The 13,497-nt window shown below is 67.1% G+C and carries 12 protein-coding genes and 1 tRNA gene; 2 read left to right on the top strand and 11 right to left on the bottom strand.

Annotated elements, in window-relative coordinates; translation table 11 throughout:
* The first annotated feature begins 35 nt into the window (after positions 1-35).
* Positions 36-1,034 carry a ketol-acid reductoisomerase gene (gene ilvC / locus B5F84_RS03115; protein WP_087320670.1) on the top strand — a complete coding sequence of 333 codons (999 nt, stop codon included), beginning with the start codon at positions 36-38 and terminating at the stop codon, positions 1,032-1,034.
* 534 nt (positions 1,035-1,568) lie between these two features.
* Here the strand turns inward: ilvC and B5F84_RS03110 are convergent.
* The 8 genes from B5F84_RS03110 to B5F84_RS03075 all read right to left on the bottom strand — a co-directional run bounded on the left by B5F84_RS03110 (position 1,569) and on the right by B5F84_RS03075 (position 6,762).
* On the bottom strand, positions 1,569-2,930 hold the full coding sequence (locus tag B5F84_RS03110; RefSeq protein ID WP_158094469.1) for a LuxR C-terminal-related transcriptional regulator: 1,362 nt from the start codon (positions 2,928-2,930) through the stop codon (positions 1,569-1,571).
* Between the two features lie 175 nt (positions 2,931-3,105).
* A complete protein-coding gene (gene rplT, locus B5F84_RS03105) occupies positions 3,106-3,465 on the bottom strand; it encodes a 50S ribosomal protein L20 (protein WP_087320665.1) in 360 nt (119 codons plus the stop codon).
* 48 nt (positions 3,466-3,513) lie between these two features.
* Positions 3,514-3,711: a 50S ribosomal protein L35 gene (gene rpmI, locus B5F84_RS03100; protein WP_087320662.1), complete on the bottom strand. Its 198-nt coding sequence runs from the start codon at positions 3,709-3,711 to the stop codon at positions 3,514-3,516.
* Between the two features lie 2 nt (positions 3,712-3,713).
* On the bottom strand, positions 3,714-4,328 hold the full coding sequence (gene infC / locus B5F84_RS03095) for a translation initiation factor IF-3 (RefSeq protein WP_087320659.1): 615 nt from the start codon (positions 4,326-4,328) through the stop codon (positions 3,714-3,716).
* 281 nt (positions 4,329-4,609) lie between these two features.
* On the bottom strand, positions 4,610-5,128 hold the full coding sequence (locus tag B5F84_RS03090; protein ID WP_087320656.1) for a ferritin: 519 nt from the start codon (positions 5,126-5,128) through the stop codon (positions 4,610-4,612).
* Positions 5,129-5,277: 149 nt separating this feature from the next.
* Positions 5,278-5,361: transfer RNA gene (locus B5F84_RS03085), tRNA-Leu, on the bottom strand.
* 64 nt (positions 5,362-5,425) lie between these two features.
* Entirely contained in the window at positions 5,426-5,923 is a 498-nt protein-coding gene (locus B5F84_RS03080) for a PIN domain-containing protein (protein WP_087320653.1), read from the bottom strand.
* A 203-nt stretch (positions 5,924-6,126) separates the two neighbouring features.
* Positions 6,127-6,762 carry an MBL fold metallo-hydrolase gene (locus B5F84_RS03075; protein ID WP_087320649.1) on the bottom strand — a complete coding sequence of 212 codons (636 nt, stop codon included), beginning with the start codon at positions 6,760-6,762 and terminating at the stop codon, positions 6,127-6,129.
* Positions 6,763-6,820: 58 nt separating this feature from the next.
* On the opposite strand from B5F84_RS03075, the gene B5F84_RS09440 reads away from it, so the two are divergent.
* A complete protein-coding gene (locus B5F84_RS09440; protein WP_143786037.1) occupies positions 6,821-7,324 on the top strand; it encodes a hypothetical protein in 504 nt (167 codons plus the stop codon).
* Between the two features lie 4 nt (positions 7,325-7,328).
* Here B5F84_RS09440 and B5F84_RS09545 read toward each other — a convergent pair whose 3' ends face one another.
* From B5F84_RS09545 to recJ, 3 genes are all read right to left on the bottom strand, one after another.
* Entirely contained in the window at positions 7,329-7,571 is a 243-nt protein-coding gene (locus B5F84_RS09545; protein ID WP_158094468.1) for a hypothetical protein, read from the bottom strand.
* A gap of 112 nt (positions 7,572-7,683) precedes the next feature.
* Positions 7,684-10,047, bottom strand: coding sequence for a bifunctional (p)ppGpp synthetase/guanosine-3',5'-bis(diphosphate) 3'-pyrophosphohydrolase (locus tag B5F84_RS03070; RefSeq protein ID WP_087320646.1), 2,364 nt, complete (start codon positions 10,045-10,047; stop codon positions 7,684-7,686).
* The gene (recJ, locus tag B5F84_RS03065) at positions 10,037-13,405 is read right to left on the bottom strand and encodes a single-stranded-DNA-specific exonuclease RecJ (RefSeq protein WP_087320643.1); all 3,369 of its coding nucleotides are present in this window, start codon (positions 13,403-13,405) and stop codon (positions 10,037-10,039) included. Before recJ ends, B5F84_RS03070 begins: the two co-directional genes overlap by 11 nt.
* Positions 13,406-13,497 lie beyond the last annotated feature (92 nt).

Below are 13,497 nucleotides of genomic sequence, written 5' to 3'. Positions count from 1 at the left end.
CGGCACATACGGCCCCACAAGCAAAGGAGAAGAACATGGCCGTCGACATCTACTACGAGAAGGACGTGGACCCGAGCGTCATCCAGGGCAAGAAGGTCGCCATCATCGGCTACGGCTCGCAGGGCCACGCCCACGCGCTGAACCTTCTGGACTCCGGCGTTGACGTCCGCGTTGGCCTGCGCGAGGGCTCCGCGTCCGCCCAGAAGGCCCAGGAGGCCGGCCTCAAGGTCATGAGCATGGACGACGCGGCGGAGGAGGCCGACGTCATCATGATCCTCGTCCCCGACGAGATCCAGCCCAAGGTCTACGAGGAGCACATCAAGGACCACCTCAAGCCCGGCGACACCCTCGCCTTCGCCCACGGCTTCAACATCCACTACGGCTACATCAAGGCCCCCGAGGACGTGAACGTCATCATGTGCGCCCCCAAGGGCCCGGGCCACATCGTGCGCCGCCAGTACACCGAGGGCTCCGGCGTGCCCGACCTCGCCTGCGTCTACCAGGACGCCACCGGCGACGCCTGGGACGTCGTGCTCTCCTACTGCTGGGGCGTCGGCGGCGCCCGCTCCGGCATCATCAAGGCCACCTTCAAGGAGGAGACCGAGGAGGACCTCTTCGGCGAGCAGGCCGTGCTCTGCGGCGGCCTCGTCGAGCTCGTGAAGGCCGGCTTCGAGACCCTCACCGAGGCGGGCTACCCCGAGGAGCTGGCCTACTTCGAGGTCTATCACGAGATGAAGATGATCGTCGACCTCATGTACGAGTCCGGCATCCACTTCATGAACTACTCGATCTCCAACACCGCCGAGTACGGCGAGTACTACGCCGGTCCGCAGGTCATCAACGCCGAGTCCCGCGAGGCCATGAAGAAGATCCTGGCCCGCATCCAGGACGGCTCCTTCGCGCAGGAGTTCGTCGACGACTGCAACAACGGCCACAAGTGGCTGCTCGAGAAGCGCGAGGAGATCAACTCCCACCCCATCGAGAAGACCGGCGAGAAGATCCGCTCCATGTTCTCCTGGATCAAGAAGGACTAGCGAGAAGTCTGTTTTTCTCGGCACGCTTTCGGGGCTCGGCGCTTTGGCGTCGGGCCCCTTTTCGATGGCGCGCTCTTGGGCCGAACCCACACTTTGGGTCGCGGGCCACGGTCTCGTACCCTGATTAACGCACGTAATCTGCTTTCAAAACGTAAATCCGCAGGACGGTTTTTGGGAAGTGAGTAAATTCGCCACACGGATTTAAGCGCGAGAAAAGGGGCGGCGCCCCGTTGCGCCGCCCCGCCTCTTAGCTATTAGGGTGGAATCACCTGTCTTTGCGTCGTAGGGTGGACGAGGCGATTCAATGTTTGGGCCCGCGCCTGGTGTTTCCTTCAACAGTCCCATCCGATGCACATATCGGAAAACGTTGGCGAGTGCGCTCACCCCAGATGTTAAAGGACCTCGGTCCCACGGTTGGCGAGCCCAAACTGCTCGTGCTCTTCACTGTTCATTGGACTCCGCCTCCTCTGCCGGTCGCTTTGTGGGTAGCGACAATGTTCTTTGTTACTGCTCTTGTTCCCTCCAGGCAGCGCCTTACTCAGTCGTGACAGAGTCATCCGCGGACGGTTGCGTTTTGCCGGCGGACGGCACGCGCCCCACGTCCCGGGCAAGAAGGTCGGTGAGCTCGCGGCTCGTATGCACCCCCAGAAGCTCGTAGCCCTGTGCGCGATACGCGTTCACGGTGCCGCGCGCCACGTGCAGCGACTCGCAGATCTCTGGCGCGGTTCGACCGAGTGCGATCTCCGTGAGCACGTGGGCCTGGAGCTCCCCCGCCCCGCGACCGCGAAGATAGAGCGCGCAGCGTTCCTCGTCGAGTGACGTGGTCACGCGCTCGCGCGGCCAGAGGAGGTAGGGCGCGAGCGCCGCCACCGCACAGGCGTTGCCGAGGACGCCAAGCGCATTGAGGCTGATAGACCCGCCGGGCACCTGAACCTCGAGCCCGTACCATCCGCCTCCGGCAAGCAGCCCAAAGAGGGCAAGCGCGAGCAGCACGAGGCAAAGCCGGGAGGTGGTCCAGCGCAGGCGCACCCGCATCCCGCGCAGGCGCGCGTAGACAAGGAGCGCGGCCCAGGGCACGGCCAGGAGGGCAGGAACGAGGATGAGCCCGAGCGCCTGGTCCCACGAGCTGCCGCTCGTCATTGTCACGCGAGCGAGCAAACGCAGGGAGAGGCCGACGCAGAGCGCCATCGCCATGAGCGCGGCCGCACCGGGCGAGGTCACGTCAAAGGCCGCCGGCACGGCCCCTGCGCCCCGCACGACCGGGCGCAGCTCATCGAGCGAGGCCACGCCGAGCTTCTCGCACGCGCGCGACCGATACGTCATGACGGTGGACGCGCTCAGCCCCAGCGCGGCGGCCACCTGCGCGACGGTGCTTCCCGTGGCGAGCGCCTCCGCAATCGCACGCTCGCGCTCGCTGAGGGCCTCTGCCCCGCCAAGCCCGTCGAGCGGAGAAGCTGAGGCCGTAGAGGACGTCGCAGCGCGAAGCGCCCACACGGGAAGCGCCGTGCCCCAGAGGGCCCACGACCCCCAGCGCAGAATGCGCTCGGTCCAGCCGAGAACGCGCACGAGACCGCCCATCTTCCAGGGGAACCACAGGTAGTACGCCGCCGCAACGGCCAGGTACGCGAGAAGGACCACAAGCCCGGCGCCTGCCAGGAGACGCCTTCGCCGCTCAAGGCGGCCGCGGAACGCCCATGCCAGCGCCGCCGTCACGGCGGAGAGCGGGATGGCCGACGTCCAGAGGAAGTAGCCCAGCGGCATCGCAGGAACATCCCGGCCGGAAGGCAGCTGCACGTTGTGCTGATACGACTGGAGCAGCGCCGGCAGCAGCAGGAGCGCAAGCCCCCATGCCACCCACAGCACCGTCCGTACCACCGCCCGTGATCTATCGCCCATGGGAGCCCCTTTCCGTCCTTCTCGCCTGGCTACCAAATCGTAGGCCCTGAGCAGGTCGGATGTCATGTCGTAAAGGTTATGCGGGTGGCGCGACACGACCCAATCGGCCAAAAAAGCGCCCCGAGCCTGTGCTCGGGGCGCTTGCATGTGCAAAAGTGACTGTCCCTTTTACACGCTACTCGGCGAGGGCCTTCTTGGCGACCTCGGCGATGTCGGCGAAGGTCTGCTCGTCGCTGTAGGCAATCTCGGCGAGGACCTTGCGGTCAAGCTCGACGCCGGCCACCTTGAGGCCGTGCATGAGCTGGCTGTAGGACAGGCCGTTCGCGCGGGCGGCGGCGTTGATGCGCTGGATCCACAGGGCGCGGAACTCGCGCTTCTTGTTGCGACGGTCGCGGTAGGCGTACTGACCGGAGTGCTGCGCCTGCTCCTTCATGCCGCGGAAGGTGCGGGAGCGAACGCCATAGTAGCCCTTGGTGCGCTCGACGAGGGTCTGACGCTTCTTACGGCCGGCGACGGCGCGCTTGACTCGTGCCATATCTGATCAACTCCTTGCTGGAAACTTCAGTCGGTGACGCATGCGCGCCTAGTTGGAACCCATACGCTGGGAGACGGTCTTGACGTCCGAGGGGGCGAGGACGGTCTCCTGGCGGAAGCCGCGGATGCGCTTGGGGGACTTCTTGGTCAGGATGTGGCTCTTGAACGCCTTGGCACGCATGATCTTGCCAGAGCCGGTGCGGCGGAAGCGCTTGGCCGTACCCTTGTGCGTCTTCATCTTGGGCATGTCTAGTTCTCCTTCTCCGTCGTGACAGTCTCGTCCGCGTTGTCCTCCGGCTTGACGTCGAAGGCGCCCTTGATCGGGACGATGGTCATGTGCATGTTGCGGCCCTCCATGAGAGGCTGCTGCTCGACCGTGGCAAACGGCCTGAGGTCCTCGGCAAGGCGATCGAGCACCATCCGACCCTGCTCCGGGTGGGCCATCTCGCGGCCACGGAACATGATCGTGATCTTGACGCGGGCGCCCTTCTTGAGGAAGCGCATCACGTGACCCTTCTTGGTCTCGTAGTCGCCCACGTCGATCTTGGGACGGAACTTCATCTCCTTGATCTCGACCTTGGCCTGGTTCTTGCGCGCGGCCTTGGCCTTGCGGTCCTGCTCGTACTTGAACTTCTTGTAGTCGAGCATCTTGCACACGGGAGGCTCCGCGTTGGGCGCGATCTCCACGAGGTCAAGCCCCTGGTCGCGCGCGATGCGCAGCGCGTCGCGCACGCCGAACAGACCCATCTGGGAACCGTCGATGCCAATCAGGCGGCACGTGCGTGAAGTAATCTCCTCGTTGATGCGAGGACCGTCGTTCCTGGCTATGTCGAACCCCTTCCTCTCGCGCGGCTCGCGCCGCATAAAAAAGCTCCCGGCACCATGCGGCGTCCGGGAGACAGTGCCCGCCCCTGGGGCGGGAGTCATTCGTTGTCTGACCAGACAGCTGCCAAGCGGCGCCGTGTAGGTGGGGACGTTCGTCCCTCTTCGCAAAAGCACACTTGACGAGAATAGCACGCCGTCAGTGCCGCGACAACGACTTTTTCTCGCCAGACATTCTCCACAACCTGACAAGGGCCACAGGGCCGAAAAGGTGACGGGGCAAGCTGTCATCATGGCAGATTGCCCCGTCACCCCTGCCGTGGCTACAGGTTGAGGGAGGTGGACTGGACGTAGGTGCGGGCCTGGTACTCGCGGTCCAGGTCGTAGAGGCCCTTGGGGTCGCAGCCAAAGAGCTTCATGTTGGTGATCATGTCGCGGGCGTTGGTCTCCTCCTCGCCCTGCTCGGAGACGAACCAGTCGAGGAACTTCATCGTGCGTACGTCGTGGGCGGCGTGCGCGACCTCGTAGCAGTGGTGGATGAGGCTCGTGACGTACTCCTCGTGCTCGAGGCCGGCCTCGAGGGGCTCGAGGTCGCTCTCGAAGGCCTTGTCCGGCTTGGCGATGGCCTCCATCGTGGGCTTGAAGTCGTTGTCAAGAAGGTAGCGACGGAAGGCCATGGCGTGGTCCATCTCCTCCTTGGCCTGAATCTCGTACCAGTTGGCAAAGCCCTTGAGGCCGCGGTCCTCGTAGTAGTCCGCGAAGGTGAGATAGAGGTAGGCGGAGTACATCTCCTTGTTGATCTGCTCGTTCAGGACCTGGGTGACCTCGCTCGAGAGTGCCATGGCGCTTCCTTCCCTTGGGTGCTTGCGTACGCTGACACTATACCCAAACCGCGCGGGGCACAGGCGGTGCGCACGGGGCCACCACGAATCCGGACTAGCGCATGCGGCGCCGCGGTAAGAAGGATGCGCTTCTCGCCAACCAAGGTATCTGGTGCCCGAGGTGGGACTCGAACCCACACGAGTTGCCTCAGCGGTTTTTGAGACCGCCGCGTCTGCCATTCCGCCACTCGGGCCTGGGCGGCTCCTGCCGGCAGAACGACTATACCAGAGCGGCCAGCATCCGGGGCCGGACGGGCGCTACTCGAGGCTCTGCAGGTAGGCAACGGCATCGCGCACGCCCATCGCGGCGACGGGAGCATGGCGCAGCAGCCGCTCGTAGTTCGTGACGAACAGGTCCGCCTTGGCGCGGTCCGCCGCGGAGAGGACGAGGTTGTCCTCGAAGTCCCCATGGAGGCGCCTGCGCTTACGCGCGAGCCACACGTCCGACTGGTCGCAGCCCACTGCCGTGGCAATCTCGCACATGTTGCCCACGCAGCCCCACGCCATCTCGGTCGCCGCCGCAGCAGCGGCATGCGTGAGGGTGCCGCCACACTTGTCCCTTGCCCATGCCTTGTAGTCAGACGCAATCAGGTAGAAGAGGTCCTTCGACGAAGTGACGGAATAGAGCAGCTTGCAGCCCTTCTCAAAAGCGGCCTTGAACAACTCGGAGGCAACAGCATGCCCCGGCCGTACGCTTGAGTAGCGATCAACCCAGATGTTTGTGTCGAGAAGAACGGTCTTTCCGGAGGCGCTCACTCCGACCACCCAAACAAGTCACCGTATCGCTCACGATAGGCAAGCTCCTTGAGCTCCTCATAGCTAGACTCGAGGTCTCACCCTCATGCTGAGGTTCAATCCCGACCTTTAGAAAGGCCTCGTTCATGAGGTTGGCTCCCTCATCGGCAAGCTTGAGTTTGCGCTGGAGCTCCTTGTCACGCGCGGCCTGCTCGCACCGCTGCTCAGCGCAAAAACGGGTTCGTTGCGAGCTCGCGAGCCATCGTGGTGGCCGGCCCGTGACCGCAGAAAAGCGTGGTCTCGGGGGCAATCTCGGCCGCCATGCGCGCGAGCGAGGCCATGATCGTGGCCTCGTCCCCGCCCTTAAGGTCCGTGCGGCCGTGACTGCCCGGGAAGAGCGTGTCGCCCACGAAGGCCACGCCCTCGGCGCTGCCGCCGCCCACGAGCGTGACGCCACCCGGCGTGTGCCCCGGCGTCTCCATCACGGTGAAGGTGGCCGTGCCCACCCGCAGCACGTCGCCCTCGGCGAGGGTGCGGTCCGGTGCGGGCGCGTTGTCGTCGTAGCTGCGGCCCACCTCGCTCATCTCGCCCGCATGGCGCGCGAGCTCGGCATCGGCCGCGTGGATTGCGAAGGGCGCTCCCGTCGCACGGCAGAGCGCCGCGACGCCTCCCACGTGGTCGCCGTGGCCGTGCGTCGCTGCCACGCAGGCGACACGCGCCTCCCCCAGGCGCGCCGCGACCTCCGCCCCGGAGCCGCCGGGGTCCACGACCAGGCACTCCCCCGCGCTCAGGTAGGCGTAGCAGTTGGTTGCGAGCGGCGTCACCACAAAGCGCCGCAGCTCGTCTCTCTTCTCGGCCATAGGACTCCTTAATTGACGCTCTGCCCAAAGAAATCTTGCTTATATATGGACAGTCTCAATGGATGATAGAGGGGCTATAAGAACAGCTTCCGTACAATCTACCTGTCATGATTCGTTTTTTCTAGAATATGATAGTGAATCCGGTGTCATGTACTCTTCCCTAACCAATGCAATGATTATTTTTGGAACAAGCTCATCCTTCGAAGATTCATCTATCGAAGACCGCGGATTAGGCGACGTTCCAATCCTGAGAAATGCCTCGGTAACCTATGAAGAAGAATCGTTTTCTTGGAATGAGATTCAGGATGCCGTAGGTAAAGCGGCATATTTCGCAGATGTTTGCATCTTTATTGCGACCAAACTTAAGCTTAATGTGCCTGAAGTCGTAAGTCTCCTGTCCCTAGCGGCCACAGGAATCCTGACATTTGTCAACGGAGGGGATTCAACTTCTGGAATCATCATAAAATACAAGATAACTGTTCGCGAGCAGTTCATTCCCTTCCCCGAACGCTGGACGTACTATGACACCGTTAGGACGCCCGTTAGCTATAGGTTCTATTAATGATTTACTTTACGGGGAGGAAGCACGCTATGGCGGGGAGGCCAAACAGAGCGTCGCTTGCATCGCTCTCGGCGATTCTTCTGCTGCTAGCAAACAATCGGCTCGTCACCGTCTCCTTGGGAGGGTCCATGTTTGTCACCCTCTGCGTCTTAATGTGGGAGAGAAAACACTCCAATCCCTTTCTGGCAGGAATTGCCGAAAACTTCCTTCTGCTCGAGTTCGCTGCGATTGCCATCTGCTGTGCCATGCGTTTTATCGGCATAATCCGAGAGGCTTTTTCTATAGAACGTAGATGCGAGCCCCAGAGAAAGTGGGGCAGGCCGGCACGCAAAGACGCCCCGGCCTGCCCCACTTCGAAGCTACTTCACCCGCTGCTTCATCTGGTTGGCACCCTCGCCGGGCATGATGCGGCGCGCGTCGAAGACGCTCGGCACGCGGCTCACGGCGGCGAGCAGCACGTCGAGCAGGCTCGCGTCTGAGATCGCCACGAGGAAGCGCAGGCGGGCGACGCCCTGCGAGGTGGTCTGCGTGGCGGCCGAGAGAATGTTGGCCCCCGCGTCGCCGATCGCCACCGTGATGTCCTTGAGCAGGCCCATGCGGTCCGTGGCCTCCACCACGATCTCGACCCTGAACTCCGTGGCGCCCGAGGTGTCCCACGCGACCTCGATCATGCGCTCGGGGTTCTTCTTGAGGTCGGCCACGTTGGGGCAGTTGGCCCGGTGCACGGAGACTCCGCGCCCGCGCGTGATGAAGCCCACGATCTCGTCTCCGGCCACGGGGTTGCAGCAGTGCGCAAGGTGCACCAGCAGGTCGGCGTCGCCCTTCACGACCACGCCGCAGTTGCCCTTGCGGCGCTTGCCGCGCGCGGCCTGGGCCATGACGTAGGACTTCATGACGGGGGCGCCCGAGCTCATGGCGCGCTCGTGCTCCGCGTGGCGCGCCGCCTCGGCCGCCTGGGCGGCAAGCTGCTCGGGCGAGCCCTCCTCGAGAATCTCCTCGATGCGGTTGGCCGCCTGCTTCACGGAGACCTTGCCCGTGTGGATGCTCGCGAACAGGTCGTCCGGGCCGCGCAGCTCAAAGTGCTCGCAGACGCGCTCGATGGCCTTGACCGTGCGGCGCGTGGAGATGCCGTAGCCGCGCTTGCGCAGCTCGTGGGCGAGCTCGGTGCGCCCGGACTCGGCGTCGTCGTTCTTGGTCTGGGTGGAGAAGTACTTGCGGATCTTGGCGCGCGTGGAGGGCATCACGACGATGGCCATCCAGTCGCGGCTCGGCTTGGCGTTCTTGTTGGTGAGAATCTCCACGCGGTCGCCCATGCTGAGCTTGTAGGAGAGCGGCACCACCGAGCCGTTGACCTTGGCGCCCACGCAGTGGTTGCCCACCTCGGTGTGGACGGCGTAGGCAAAGTCGAGCGGCGTGGCGTCGCGGCGCAGGCTCATGACCTCGCCCTTGGGCGTGAAGACGAAGATCTCGTGCTCAAAGAGGTCCACGCGCAGGTTGTCGAGGAACTCGTGGGGGTCGTCGATGTCGTCCTCGGCGGCCCAGTCGAGGGTCTTCCTGATCCAGTTGATCGTGGAGTCGATGGCGCGGTCCTCGGCGCTCATGCGGCCGCGCGAGTTGCCCTCCTTCTTGTAGAGCCAGTGCGCGGCGATGCCGTACTCGGACGCCTCGTGCATCTCCACCGTGCGGATCTGAATCTCGATCGGCTTGCCGTCGGGTCCCACGACCGTGGTGTGCAGGCTCTGGTAGAGGTTGGCCTTGGGCGTGGCGATGTAGTCCTTGAAGCGCCCGGGCATGGGGTTCCAGAGCGAGTGGACGGCGCCGAGCGCCGAGTAGCAGTCCCCCACCGTCTGCGTGATCACGCGCAGCGCGATGAGGTCGTAGATGTCGGAGAACTCGCGCCCCTTGCGCGTCATCTTCTGGTAGATGCTCCAGAGGTGCTTGGGGCGGCCCGTGATCTGGTAATCCTTGAGGCCGGCGGCCTTGAGCTCGTCGTCGAGCGTCTTGATGGCGGCCTCGGTGTCGTCCTCGCGCTGGGCGCGGGAGTCCTGGACCATGCGGGCAACGCGCTGGTACTCCTCGGGCTCCAGCCAGAAGAACGCAAGGTCCTCGAGCTCCCACTTGACCGACGAGATGCCGAGGCGGTCGGCAAGCGGGGCGTAGACGTCCATGGTCTCGCGCGCCTTGAACTGGCGCCGGTCGGGCGGCAGCGCCGCGAGGGTGCGCATGTTGTGCAGGCGGTCCGCCAGCTTGATGATGACCACGCGGATGTCCCGGCTCATGGCGAGGAACATCTTGCGCAGGTTCCAGGCCTGCTTCTCGTCCATGGACGAGACCTCGATGGAGGTGAGCTTGGTCACCCCGTCGACGAGGTCGGCAACGGTCTCGCCGAACTGCTCGACGAGCTCGTCCTTGGTGGCCGGGGTGTCCTCCACGGTGTCGTGCAGGAGCGCGGCGCAGATGGTGTCCTCGTCCATGCGCAGGTCGTGGGCCAGGATGAGCGCCACCTCGACGGGGTGGTTGATGTAGGGCTCGCCGGAGCGGCGACGCTGGTCGCGGTGGTAGTCCGCGGCAAAGCGGTACGCCCGCTCGACCTTCTCGCGCCCCTCGTCGTCGAGGTAGGCCTCGCAGGCCGACTGCAAAAGGCGGTAGTTGGCGGCGTCGGGCACGGCCTTCCTGCCCCCGCGAGGAGCCTGCGGCGGTGCGGTGTACTCGTTAGCGCTCATGGGCCTCACCCTTCCCTTCACGCACGATGATACCGAAGTCCGGCGTGATGGGGCGGTTGATGCGGGCGAGAAGCTCCGAGGCGTCGGCGGAGAGCGCCCAGGAGCTGAACGCCGCGAAGGCGGCCTTGGCGCGCACGCCCTCCGCGTAGCACGCCGAGCGCGAGAGCTCCATGCGCGCGGGCGAGCGCTCCATGAGGATGCGACGCGTCGCGCCCCACCCGCTCGTCGAGAGAAAGCCGAGCTCCGAGAAGATCGCAAGCCCGCACTCGACCTCGCGCTCGTCGAGCGCGAGCGAGGGGTCGCGCAGCGCGGCCTCCCGGGCGATGGCCGCGTCGTCGAGCGCGACGGGGCCGCCCGCGGCGCAGAGCGCGCGGAGCGTCCGGTAGAGCGTGACGAGGACCTCGCGCGTGGGGGCCGCCGCGGCCAGGATCCTCTCGTCGGGGCGAACGTCGCGCGCGCCAAAGAGCAGGTGGACCGTGGCCGGCGCGCCGTCGCGGCCGGCGCGGCCGCTCATCTGGTTGAAGGCCACCTGGTCGAGCGGCAGCCCCCAGAGCACCACGTGGCGAATCCCGGGAAGGTTCACCCCCTCGCCAAAGGCACTCGTGGAGACGATGCAGGCAAGCTCGTCGCCCCGGAACGCCCGCTCGACGCGGGCGCGGACCTCGCGGGAGAGGCCCGCGTGGTAGAAGGCCGTGCGCGCGGCGAGCTCGGGGACGCGGTGGCGCAGCATCCGCACGAGGGAGACGGCCTGGTCGCGCGAGGTTGCGTAGACCACGCACTTCTCGCCGGAGGCCACGATGGAGACGAGCGCGGCCTCGCGGTCGCGCAGCCCCCGCCCGTCCTCGACGAGGAGGTTCGCGCGGCAGGCGTCGTCCACGACGACGTCCTCCTCCCCGATCCCGGCGAGCCGGCAGATCGCGCGGGCGACCCCGGGGTCGGCCGTGGCCGTGGCGGCCAGGACGACGGGCCCGCCGAGCGCGGCGCGGACCTGCGGGAGGTCGAGATAGGCGTCGCGATCGCCGGCTCGGGCCAGGCCCGCGTGGTGCGCCTCGTCGATGGCGAGAAACCCGATGCGGCCCGCCTCGGCAAAGCGGACGCGGTGGATGGAGAGGAACTCCGGCGTGGTGAGGACCACGTCCACGGCGCCCGAGCGCAGGCCCCCCAGGATGCGCTCGCGCTCCGTCCCGGGGGTCTCCCCCGTCAGGACCTCGACGGAGACCCCGAGCGGCGAGAGGGCCCCGCGCAGGTGGAAGGCCTGGTCGGCGACAAGGGCGCGAAGCGGGTAGACAAAGACGCTCGCCCGGCCGCGGGCGAGCGCCTCGCGCGCGGCGTGCAGGTGAAAGACCAGCGACTTGCCCCGGCCCGTTGCCATGACGGCCAGGCACGACCGCCCCTCGGCGAGGCGCTCGAGCGCCTCTCCCTGAGCGGGAAGCAGCTCGTGGCCCCCGATGAGCCTGTCGAGAAGGACCCGGTCGAGCTCCCCCCCGGAGAGCCCCGCGAGCCGGGCGCGCGCCCGCGCGCCCCCGGCCGCGGCAACGAGGTCTTCCTCGGGGTCTGCCTCGTCGGCTCGGACGGGCGGGACGGGACGGGCGTCCTCGCGGGCCATGAGCTCGTCGGCGAGGCTCGGCGAGGAGGGGTGCTCGTCGGGCAGGCGGAAGAGCACGTCCTTGACCATGAGCTTGGGCTTGGTCCTGCCCTGCCAGGTCTCGTTCACCGCCTCGAAGACCAGGTCGACGACGCCCTCCCAGGATGCCGTGCGCTCCGGGTCGGGGGCGCGGAACATGATCGCGGGGACCGAGCTCGCCCCGTCGGTGGCCACGAAGCGCACGTGCGCGCCGTCGGCGCCGACGCGGGCGCGGTTGCGCATGGTGACGCCGCGCACGGCGAAGAGCGGCTTCTTGTTGCCCTGGCCGAAGGGCTGGAGGAGCTCGAGGGCGTCGATGGAGGGCACGGTGAGCTCGGAGAGGCGCACGACGGCCGTGACCTCCCCCGTGTCCTCGAACTGCTCGGCGGGCAGGGCGTCGAGCGCGGCGGACAGACGCGCGCGGAACTCGTCGATCCGCGCCTCCTCGCAGGTGACGCCCACGGCGCCCGCATGCCCGCCAAAGCGCACGAGGACGTCGGAGCACTGCTCGACGGCGTGGAAGAGGTCAACCGACCCCACCGAGCGGCCCGACCCGCGCGCGATGCCGTCCTCGCCCACGGTGAAGACGATCGAGGGCACGTGGAAGCGGCTCACGAGGCGCGAGGCGACGATGCCCTTCACCCCCTCGTGCCAGCCGCGCCCGCCCACCACGACGGCGCGGCCGCCCCGGTAGGTGCGCTCGGCCTCGGCGAGGGCGGCCTCGGCGAGGGCCGACTCCGTCTCGCGGCGCTCGGCGTTGATTGCCTCGAGCCTCCCCGCGAGCACCATCGCCTCGGAGGGGTCGTCCGTGAGCAGGAGCTCGAGCGCGACGTCGGTCGAGCCCATGCGACCCGCGGCGTTGAGGCGGGGGATGACCGAGAAGGGCAGGCCGTCGGCCGTCACCTGCGCGATGTCGGTGCCCGCCGTCGCGGCGAGCGCGGCGAGGCCGGGGCGGCCCCCCTGGCGCATGAGGCGGATGCCCTCGGCCACGAGCGCGCGGTTCTCCCCCGCGAGCAGCATCATGTCCGAGAGCGTGCCGAGGGCGGCAACGTCAACGTAGTCCAGCCAGAGCTCGGGCATGCCCCGGCGCCGCCCGAGCTCGCAGACCAGCTTCAGGGCCACCCCCGCGCCGGCGAGCTCGCGCGAGGGGCACCCCGGCGAGAGCTTGGGGTCCGTCACGGGGACGCCCTCGGGGACGAGGTCGGCGGGCTCGTGGTGGTCCGTCACCACCACGTCGACGCCCTCGCCCACGAGCCACGCCACCTCGCGGGCCGCGGCGATGCCGTTGTCCACGGTCACCACGAGGTCGGGCGCGCAGCTCGCGCGCACGCGGTCGAGCGCCTCGCGGGAGAGGCCGTAGCCCTCCCCGAAGCGATGCGGGATGAAGGGGTGGACGTCGGCGCCCATGCGTCGCAGCGCCAGGGTGAGCAGGCAGGTCGAGCTCATGCCGTCGACGTCGAAGTCGCCGAAGACCGCGATCGTCTCGCCGGCCTCGAGCGCGCGCTCGAGGCGGTCGGCCGCCTCGCCCATGCCGGGGATGCAGAGCGGGTCGCACCAGTCGCGCGCGAGCGACGGGGTGATGAAGGCCCGGGAGTCCTTAGGGTCCGAGAGCCCGCGGGCGGCGAGCACGCGGGCCACGAGCGAGGGGACCCCGAGCTCGGAGACGAGCGCGCGCTCGGCCGCCTCGTCGTGGGGCAGCACCGCCCAGCGGCGGCTGCCGTCGAGCCCGGCCATCTAGCGCACGCCCCTTGGCGCGCGGGGCGTGCGGGGCTGGGCGGACGCGCGGCGTCCGCGGAAGGGGGCCCTCCGGGCGGTGCCCGGGCAGG

The sequence above is a fragment of the Olsenella sp. An290 genome, from assembly GCF_002159535.1.
Lineage (GTDB): Bacteria > Actinomycetota > Coriobacteriia > Coriobacteriales > Atopobiaceae > Thermophilibacter.
This window is presented reverse-complemented; position numbering and strand designations above follow the sequence as displayed.